4 protein-coding genes are annotated in these 8,132 nt (G+C 57.3%); all 4 read right to left on the bottom strand.

Annotated features, from left to right (window positions below):
* Nucleotides 1–464: 464 nt before the first annotated feature.
* Complete coding sequence (locus tag JS541_RS14335; RefSeq protein ID WP_214375167.1) at nucleotides 465–1,646, bottom strand: hypothetical protein; 1,182 nt, start codon at nucleotides 1,644–1,646, stop codon at nucleotides 465–467.
* A 231-nt stretch (nucleotides 1,647–1,877) separates the two neighbouring features.
* On the bottom strand, nucleotides 1,878–2,258 hold the full coding sequence (locus tag JS541_RS14340; RefSeq protein WP_214375168.1) for a type II toxin-antitoxin system PemK/MazF family toxin: 381 nt from the start codon (nucleotides 2,256–2,258) through the stop codon (nucleotides 1,878–1,880).
* On the bottom strand, nucleotides 2,255–2,515 hold the full coding sequence (locus tag JS541_RS14345; RefSeq protein WP_214375169.1) for an AbrB/MazE/SpoVT family DNA-binding domain-containing protein: 261 nt from the start codon (nucleotides 2,513–2,515) through the stop codon (nucleotides 2,255–2,257). The genes JS541_RS14340 and JS541_RS14345 overlap by 4 nt, the downstream gene beginning before the upstream one ends.
* 368 nt (nucleotides 2,516–2,883) lie before the next feature.
* Nucleotides 2,884–7,998 (bottom strand): InlB B-repeat-containing protein, encoded by a 5,115-nt coding sequence (locus JS541_RS14350; RefSeq protein WP_214375170.1) that lies wholly within the window; start codon nucleotides 7,996–7,998, stop codon nucleotides 2,884–2,886.
* Nucleotides 7,999–8,132: the final 134 nt, after the last annotated feature.

Genomic DNA, 8,132 nt, shown 5'->3' on the forward strand with positions numbered 1-8,132 from the left:
CCGAGGAAGACCCTCGGATTCAGGAAACCATCCGAAGCCATCCTCGACCTGATCAACGAGGCATGATACGATCACACAACCAAATTAACCAGCAACACGGGTGTTGCAACCACCACTAGAATCCGCCGCTACTCCTTGGCTGACAGTACCCCCCCCCAAGGTAGCCTCCATCGTTTTTTTGGAGTGAATCCCCTCAAATGCGGGACGGTCATATTGGACGAAGGCCCGGTCATCCGATGTTCACGGACGACCGGGCCTTCCGACCTTAAGGCAAATTGAGCAGACCGAGAAACTAGCATTTAGATGCTAGTCAAAAAAGGTTTCGGCATAATTCACCATCATTGAAGCATCAATTGTAAAGGCAGTGTGTTTCCCGTCCGACGGACGGGAAACACACAGTCCAACTCGACTTGAACAGTTTCACCCCCTAGTGCGATTGGACGACAGAAGATCGCGCGTTCGGATCAGTTACAATGAGTGTCTGCAGTGAAAGAGTTCCCCTCAAGCTTTTGAGCAGGGCACCCCAAAGAATCCTTATACTTAGTCCAATCGAAACCAGATGAACCATTAGAATTATTTTCATTATTTGAATTGGCGGATTGTTGCGGTGCCGTGTTCTGCTGTGGTGTAATGGCTTGTGGGGTGACGGGCTGGGTCTGCTGCTGAGGCACGGTGGTTTGCGGCGTGGTCGTTTGTGGTGTCGTGTTCTGGTACGTGTAGTCGTATCCGGAGTATGACTGCTGTGTTTGAGCCTGTGCTGCTGCGGCTGCTGCGTCTGCTTCGGCCTGTGCTTGTGCGGCGGATTCCGCTTCCGCCTGGGCCTTCGCGTCCGCATCCTTCTTGGCTTGGATGCTCGCGTTCACTTGGTTGATCGCATCCGAAAGCGTTTTGTTGAGTTTGGTCACTTCGTCGACCGTGTTCGCGCTTTTCGCTGCGGTGTCGATTGCCTTCGACAGGGTGTCACGCGTCTTCTCGTCGGCCACCTTGTCCTTCGAATCCGTGAGAAGCTTCTTCGCCGAATCGACCGTCTTCTTCAACGAATCTTTCGCATCGTTCAAAGTCTTCAACGCCATGGAATCGTTCACCGCGCTCACGGTTTTCGCGAGGGCGCTCGCATTATCCTCATACTTGGATTGGAGCTGCTGGTTCGAACTGGTGATCTTCCCATAGCCGGCGACATCCGTCGCAGTGCAGTCGAGGATGTTCCCGTACTTGGTGCCGGTCAAAGTCTTGAGTTTGGTGACGGTCTTCGCGTCGGCGACCTTATCTTCCGTGATCTTCAACGCGTCAATGACGGTCTGATCCTGAAGCTTCTTCTCCCACGCGGTCTTCGCCGAATTCACCGTTGTCAAACCGTTCTCACACGCGGCCTTCGCTGACGCCAGACGATGCTTCGCATCCATCGTACGCCACACGACCACTCCCCCGACGATCAGAATGATCGCGCAGCCGGCTGCGATAGCGGGGATCAGCCACTTCGGACGCGGCTTCTTCACCGGCTTGTCGTCCGTGGTTTCGAACTCCGCTGGATCAGCTTCCGCCTGAATCGATTCCGGCATTCCGTCCGGGATTGCCGTCATAGCAACGGTCGGTTCCATGTCCGGATCCTCATGGGTGGGGACATTCGTGTTTTCGTTGTCGCTCATTTTGTTCTGCTCCTTATTGTGTCTGACTTAGTATTCTCCTTTCCTCAGTGGATAAAACGTCTAGGCAATATGTTATGTGGACGAACTCAGATTAACATACATGGACAAAAACGCGAAAAACGACCGCCAAGCCCAAAATATGAGATCCCTTTTCCTGAAAAAGAATCGCTTCACACATAGAAAAAGCCCCGCCAGCAAGGCGAGGCTTACTTTTCGCAAGGTCTCAGGAATTTAACCGTAATTCGGAATGACCATCGTTCCCGGCTGAATATAGCACCCGATGAGCATACCCGTGATCTGATCCATGTCAGAATCTTTGAGACGCCCGATCTTAACCGGATTCCGCTCATCCAAATCAAGCGCTCGGATTTGCTCTACTTGAGCAAAACCATCTATCCAACCCGTCCCATCGTCCCTACGAACAGCATCAAACGGCAAATGCAATTCGAAATCACCTCGACCATGCGAGATGGCGACGACGACGGCAAGGCTGCAATTGTGATTGAAGTCGTCATTGCTGACGACAACGACTGGGCGGCGTTTTTTCTGCTCGTGTCCTTTGGCTGGATCGAGATCGGCGAGAACCACATCACCATATCGATATTTAGTCACAATACTTCCTTCCCTACCGGCGGGCCTGAAAGTTCTTCAGCGGCTTTGTATGGTTCTGTTCTATTGCGAAAGAGATCGGCCAGTCGGGGAACGTGGATGACTCGGATATTCGGGTGAATCGGACGAAGGACGATGGTCCCGTCTTTGATGGTCGCTTCGATTTGGGACCCGTCGGCCATGCCGACTTGTTCTCTCAGTTCTTTGGGCAGTCGCACTCCTTGGGCGTTGCCCCACTTGCTGAGCGTCAGCGTGGTCATTGTTGTCCTCCTGCCATCTGAATGTTTATACAAGTATAAACCTTTTTGGATGGTGAAGCAAAACAACGATAGTTAGTCAAATTGCTTAATATACTCAGCCAACACTTCGTCTGAAACGTCAATGGAATCCATGATCTCGTGAATCTGATCTAAGGCTTCCTGCCGTCCACACTCTCGATGATCTTTATCAACTGGCCTCTTATCAAATTTCAACGTCTTTCCTTATTCCACTAAAACTATCACGCTTTGTTACATTCTCGCATCGTCGCGTCATACCGCAAAACAGAGGACCGCATCCCCGGAAGAACAGAGGATGCGGTCCTCACTGCCCAAAACCGACCTGCAAGAAGAACAGGTCACATTTCTACTTAGTGTTTACGCTCCTTCTTCGTACGGCGGAACATCAATGCGAGGCCAGCGCCAGCGGTGAGTAGGAGCGTGCTGAGCACGCCCATGATGCTGGAACCGGTGTTCGACAGAGTGTCGGCAGCGTTCTCCAACGGGTTGGTTGGCTTCTGCTTCCACTGTGCGAACAGAGTGACGTTACCGTTCAAGGTGAGTTGGTCGCCCGGCTTGTACGAGTCGCCCGTACCGTCAGCCTTCGTGTTCCACGAGTCGAACTCGTAGCCGTCACGTGAATACCCGTTGGCGGGAATGGTTGTCTGTTCGTCGGTCACCCCATCCAAGGCGGTCATCGAACCGGTCGCATTCTGCGCGTTCTTGTCGAACACGATGCTCGCCTTGTTCGCAGCCCATTGCGCGTACAGGGTGATGGTCTTGCCCGGCTGGGATTCGATCACACTATCCGCCGTATAGTTGACGCCCTTGCCATCGGCTTGGGTGTTCCACCCGGTGAACGTATAGCCCTCACGGGAGAGCACGTCAGCGGTGATCTTGCCGGGCTGGTTGTCGGAGAACGTTTGATCTTCGATCGCACTGTTCACATTCTTCCCGTTCGACTCATAGTGCACGGTCATTGACCGGGCTTGCCAGATCGCGTACATGGTGACTGGCAGGCCGGTCAACGTGATCTTCTCACCGGGTTTGATCAGAGGATTGCCTTCCTTGCTGATGCTCCAACCTTGGAAGGTCCAACCGTCGCGTGTGAACGTGTTGTCGGGTGCGGTGATGGTTTCACCGGCCTTGCCGGTGATGTTCTCCATTGTTCCGGTGCCGCCGTTCGCGTTCCATGTGAGCGAAGCGGTGTTGGCAGTCCACTGCGCGTACAGGGTGAGTCCGTCTGCTGGAACCTTCAACGTGGAGTTCGCGGTGTACATGATGCCGGTTCCGTCCTTCTTGTCGTTCCATCCCGTGAACGTGTAGCCGGAGCGGGTCATACCGTCGGATGCAGGTATGGTGATGGTCTGATCAGTAGCGGATGCGATCGGCGTAATCGTACCGGCACCAGTGTTCGCGTCGAAGCTGACGGTCGCCGGCTTGGCTTTCCATTGCGCGTAGAGGGTGATCCCGTTGGCGGGGAGTTTCACTTCAGTATCAGGTTGGATCATCGTACCGGTTCCGTCGGCTTTCGTGTTCCAGCCCGAGAACTCGTATCCCGAACGAGAGAACTTGTTCGCAGCGGCTTTGACAAAACCGTCGGTGACTCCACTGGTTTGAGGCATCGACCCCGAACCCATGTTCCCGTTATAGGAGATCATAGCCGGGTTGGCTTTCCATTGCGCGTACAGGTTGATGCCGGTGGAAGGGAGTTTCACTTCGCTGCCGATCGTATACGTTGTGCCGGTTCCGTCGGCTTTCGTGTTCCAGCCGGTGAACGAGTATCCGGTGCGCGTGAACGTGTTCGCGGCGACTTTCACGGTCTGATCGGTCACGCCAGACGTTTTCTCCATAGTGCCGGCGCCACTGTTCGGCTGGTAGGTGATGTTGACATTGTTTGCCGTCCACTGGGCGTACAGGGTGATACCTCCGGCTGGGAGTTTCACGTCCGCGTTCGCGGCATACGCGGTTCCTGATCCGTCGGCTTTGGTGTTCCAGCCGGTGAACGTGTAGCCTGCTCGAGTGAACTTGTTTGCGGCGGTCTTCACGTTGACATCAGTCGTTCCACTGGTGGTCGGGGTGGTGCCCGCGCCGCCGTTCGCCTGATAGGTGATGGCGGCAGCGTTCGCTTTCCATTGAGCATACAAGGTTAATCCAGCGGCCGGCATTTTCACGGATGCGCCAGCCTCATAAGCTGCTCCGGTTCCGTCAGCTTTCGTATTCCAACCCGTGAACGAATATCCGGTACGAGTGAACCCGTTCGTCGGAATAGAAGAGTTCACGCCGGTCGTACCCTGCACATCCGTCATTTTGCCGGTACCACCGTTCCCGTTGAACGAGAGCGTGGACTTGCCGGCCTTCCACTGCGCGTACAAAGTCAACCCGTTGGCCGGCAGAGTGAGGTCTGCGTTCGCAGCATAAGAGGTGCCCGTACCATCCGCCTTCGTGTTCCATCCAGCAAACAAGTATCCGGTGCGAGTGAAAGCGCTCGTAGCGGTTTTCACCGTTTGCCCGGTCACGCCCGTGGTCTTCGCCGTCGTACCGGCGCCTTGGTTCGCATCATACGTGATGCTGGACGCATTCGCAGTCCACTGCGCGTACAAGGTCAAACCGCCTACGGGCATGGTGATTTGAGCGCCAGCAGCATACGAAGTACCTGTACCGTCTGCTTTGGTGTTCCAGTTCTTGAACGTGTAGCCGTTGCGGGTGAACTTGTTTATAGCCAATGTGGATTTCTCGTCAACCGATCCGGTCGTGGCCGGAGTCGTACCCGTACCGTTGTTCGCATTGTATGAGATCGTGGCCTGTCCGGCCTTCCACTGCGCGTACAGGGTGACACCTCCCGCAGGAAGTTTCACAGTCGCTCCGGCAGCGTACGCAGTACCCGAACCGTCAGTTTTCGTATTCCACCCGGTGAACGAATACCCGTTGCGGGTGAACGCGTTGGCGGCTGCCTTCACTGCCTGATCGGTGATGCCGGTCGTCTTCGCAGTCGATCCGATACCGCCGTTCGCATCGTATGTGATCGACGCCGCGTTCGCGGTCCACTGCGCATACAAAGTGATTCCGTCTGCTGGCAGCTTCACATCCGCACCGGCGGCGTAAGCAGTGCCGGTTCCGTCCACCTTGGTGTTCCAGTTCTTGAACGTGTAGCCGTTGCGGGTGAACGCGTTGGCTGCGACCTTCACGGTCTGATCGGTCTTACCGCTCGTGGCCGTGGTGGTGCCAGTGCCGCCGTTCGCCTGATAGGTGATGTTGGACGCGTTCGCGGTCCAGATCGCGTACAGGCTCATGCCGCCCACCGGCATGGCGACCTGAGCGCCCGCCTGATAGGAGGTGCCGGCACCGTCGGCCTGGGTGTTCCACTCCTTGAACGAGTAGCCGCTTCGCGTGAATTTGTTGGCGGCGAGGGTGGCCTTTGAGGCGACGGTGCCCGTGGTGGCCGGGGTCGTGCCGGTGCCTTGGTTGGCGTTGTACGTGATCGTCGCCTGACCGGCCTTCCACTGCGCGTACAGGGTGATCCCGCCGGCGGGCAGCTTCACGCTCGCGCCGGCCGCGTACGCGGTGCCGTTTCCGTCCGGCTTGGTGTTCCACCCGGTGAACGAGTAACCGTTGCGAGTGAACGCGTTCGTGGCGAGGGTCACGGTCTGGTCGGTCTTGCCGTTGGTGGCGGTCATGCTGCCCGAACCCTGGTTCGCGTTGTACGTGACCGTGGCCGTGTTCGCGGTCCACTGCGCGTACAGGCTGGTGTCGCCGGCCGGCAGGGGCATGTCCGTGTTCGGTGCGTACGACTTGCCCGATCCGTCCGCTTTCGTGTTCCACGAGGACAACGTGTAACCGGTGCGAGTGAACGCCGAGGCGGCGGGCGTCTTCACGGTCTGGCCGGTCACGCCGGTCAGTTTCGCTGCGGTGCCCGAACCGCCGTTCGCGTTCGGGGTGACGGTGGCGGGCAGGCCCTTCCATTGCGCGTACAGGGTGACGCCGGTCTCCGTGTACTGCAACTGCGAGCCGACTGCGTACGAGGTTCCCTTGCCGTCCTTCTGCGTGTTCCACCCGGTGAACGAGTAACCCGTACGGGTGAACGCGCTGTCGGGCAGGGTGAGCTTGGAGTTCACGCCGCCGCTTCTGGTGTCCATCGTGCCGACTCCGCCGTTCGGTTCGAAACCGATCCAGCCGAGTTTCACGCCGTCGGCGGTCTCATTCGACAGGATCGTGTTCTTCATGTTGAGCGTGCCCGACTGGCCGTAGCTGTTCGACCATTCCACCGTCGCGCTTTGCGGGGTCTGACTGTTGGAGAACTCCATGTACGCGTACATGGTGCGGATCTGCGCGCCCAAGCCGAGGGACTTGGACTTCTGGTAGAGCGTCGTGGTCGCCTCATCCTTGAGATTCGCCAATGTGGTCGTGTCCTCGGAGCTGCTGCCCACGTTGCACGCGAACCACCATACGCCGTCCGCGTCATGGTAGACGGCGTACTCGTTCTTCTTCAGCAGAGTCGCGGCCTTGTCGACCGTATTGATCGCGTCCGCAGAACCGACCGTGATCTCCTTGGCGGCTTCGCTGATCTGGCCGGTCGCATCCCCGTTGCTCGTGTGCGTCGCATCATAGGCGATGCGCATGCTGGATGCGATCGCGCTCACGTACAATTTGGCGATCGGCGCGCTTTTCGGGGTGATCTTCATGAGAAACACGCGTTTCTTGTCGGCCTGCGCCTGCCACGAGCGTGTGCCGGCCGTGTCGTTGACGGCCGTGTTGATCAATCCGCCGGTTTCGAATGCGGCGCTGACCCCGGCCCTTTTCTCGTTCGCCCCGTTGTTGTTCACGTAGCGCGCGTCATAGCCGATCCGTTTCGTCAACGGCGTGTTGTCGAACGTGATCTTGGATGAGCCGATCGTCCACTCGGTGTGCGTGTCCTTCTCCGAGTCGGAGCCTCCGCCGCTGGTCGGAGGCCAGCAGTTGAACTTCAGATCCACGGTGAAATCGGCCGTGGCGAGCTTCGCTCCCGCGTCGGTCGCGGTGAACTCCAGCCGCTGCCTCGACTTGTTGAACGCCATGTTGAACAGCGGGGTTCCGTCTGCCGCGTTGACGGTCTGCTGCGACTGGACGAGAGTGAACGAGCGGAACCGGCTCGTCTCCGTCGTGTTGAACTGCACGTACGCGACATCACCGGCCTTCAACGCCTTGTTCACATGAATTTTGAGGCCGATGCGCGTGACGAGCTGCCAGTAATTCGGGATCACGCCATCCTGCGCCGTCCCGTCGATGGTCGCCTTGATGTCCTGCGAATCATCCGTGTTGCGGAATTTGACGACCTTCGCACTGCCGATCGTCACAATATCGTATGCGGCTGCCGTCGTCGCGGTCGTGCTCGTCGCGTCCGCATACGCCGCAGTCATAGCCGCCGGCTGCAGGCCGAGTCCGGTGGCGAGCATGACCGCGCCGATGCTTAGGGCGGCGGCTTTTTTGATGGCATTGTTTTGTCCCATATTTTTTGGCGCTTGTGTTGTTTTCGTGGGTGTGGGTTCGTCGTTGAGCCGTTGAGGGAGTAAGAGAAGAGCGCTTCCTGGGTAGGATGTTTTCGACCAAGATAAACAAGCAACCAGCAAGCGCCTGATGAACA

The organism is Bifidobacterium sp. SO1 (assembly GCF_018555335.1).
Classification (GTDB): domain Bacteria; phylum Actinomycetota; class Actinomycetes; order Actinomycetales; family Bifidobacteriaceae; genus Bifidobacterium; species Bifidobacterium simiiventris.

What these genes read in the sequence shown, in the direction of transcription:
- JS541_RS14350 (WP_214375170.1), bottom strand. Translation starts at nt 7,998, where the DNA reads ATGGGACAAAACAATGCCATCAAAAAAGCCGCCGCCCTAAGCATCGGC.
- JS541_RS14345 (WP_214375169.1), bottom strand. Translation starts at nt 2,515, where the DNA reads ATGACCACGCTGACGCTCAGCAAGTGGGGCAACGCCCAAGGAGTGCGA.
- JS541_RS14335 (WP_214375167.1), bottom strand. Translation starts at nt 1,646, where the DNA reads ATGAGCGACAACGAAAACACGAATGTCCCCACCCATGAGGATCCGGAC.